Origin of the sequence: Secundilactobacillus hailunensis (genome assembly GCF_005405185.1) — a bacterium.
Classification (GTDB): domain Bacteria; phylum Bacillota; class Bacilli; order Lactobacillales; family Lactobacillaceae; genus Secundilactobacillus; species Secundilactobacillus hailunensis.
Map to the genome: position 1 here is coordinate 1 of NZ_BJDO01000105.1, position 1,470 is coordinate 1,470.

Genomic DNA, 1,470 nt, shown 5'->3' on the forward strand with positions numbered 1-1,470 from the left:
TAATCTGCTATATGACATGGACTAGTCTTAGCCGCTAGATCGATTTGTCCAATTGCACGATAAAGAATCTTCCGCGCAACGGCATTGCCGTGCTTAGAGATCCTTAAACTAGAATCTTTTTCCCCTGATTGATATCTACCTGGATCAATACCAACAAAAGCATTTATCTTGTTTGGATTACTGAATCTTCTAATGTCGCCTAATTCGGCTAGAATTCGGACAGCAGTTATTTCAGCGATACCAGGAATGCTCATTAAGATTTCTAGATCGCGATTAGGCAAAGTCTTAGCTAATTTAATCATTGCCTCTGATCTCCGCTCGCGATCAGCTGTAAGCCGTAATAATCTATTGGCGTAATAAACCACTTCATCACGCTCCGGGTCGTCTTGATCAACTGCTGGATAAGCTAAATCCGCGAGATGCTTAAGTTTAATAGCTAGTTTTTGAGCACGGTTAATACCATAACCTTTAAAATCTTTAATTTGCTTAGCGATGGTTGATACTTCAAGATTTCTAACATCTTGGCAGTGCGGAAAGAGCTCAACTAAATACCAGTAATTAACACCTCTAGAGTTATTGAAAATGGTTTCTAATTCTGGAAAAGTTAACTGTAAATATTTATGAAGTCGATTCTTGGAAGAAATAATATCGTGAGTTAATTCCTCATAAGCCCGACTTAAAGACTGCAATTGATGATAAACATCAGGCTCTTTTCGATTAGGTTGATGCTGATTTTGATCTTGAGCTAGTGCCAAATGGTAAGCATCATTACGATCGGTTTTATTGCGACGTAAGCCCTGATTAATTTCTTTCTTAGCCTTTAAAGGATTAAGAAGAACATAATCATAATCGTATTCATCTAAAAATCTAGTAATTCTGCGTGAATAAACTCCAGTTGCTTCTAAGATGATTTGTGGATGTTCGGCGTATTCTTTTAGATCTATCAACAGAGTTTTAAAGCCGATAGTATCGTTAGTGATCTTATATTCTCGTGTGGCGCCACTCTGAAGTACACAAACACTGGAATCACGACTACTTACATCTATGCCAAAGACAATGCTCATTTTTAAACCCTCCTAAATAGCTGTTAGTGGTTGGAACGTATTTACTAAGGTAATTATTTCTAATTTTCTAAACTGGACATCAAGTGTCGACATTCTTCGAAGAGAATACTAATTACTAAGTAAAACTGCCTGTTTTAAGGACGACGTCAAGCGTCTAAACTTCTTACGGCATATAGTTTCACCACTATTTAAAGTTTAGAACAAAACTAAAATAGTGAATCAACTATCCCGTCGGATAATCGATTCACTATAAAGCTTAGAATGTTTTAAGGGCGGTGGCTGTCTTTTCCCTTGTGAGGTGAGGCCCATGGGAACATGGAATAATCTTCAGGAAGGTTTCACAGTCAATGAGCGTCTTCCAGACACTCTCGTTGATGTTGCTGTTTGGCACGTTTTTAATCGCGCT

General features: G+C 37.9%; 2 protein-coding genes. One reads left to right on the forward strand and one right to left on the reverse strand.

Annotated elements, in window-relative coordinates; all coding sequences use genetic code 11:
• Positions 1–1,064, reverse strand: a 1,064-nt coding sequence (locus FFM73_RS12490) for an IS110 family RNA-guided transposase (protein WP_137631941.1), incomplete at its 3' end; no start/stop codon positions are given.
• Positions 1,065–1,411: 347 nt separating this feature from the next.
• On the opposite strand from FFM73_RS12490, the gene FFM73_RS13270 reads away from it, so the two are divergent.
• Positions 1,412–1,470: putative holin-like toxin (locus FFM73_RS13270; protein ID WP_220093936.1), on the forward strand; the 59-nt coding region annotated here is incomplete at its 3' end.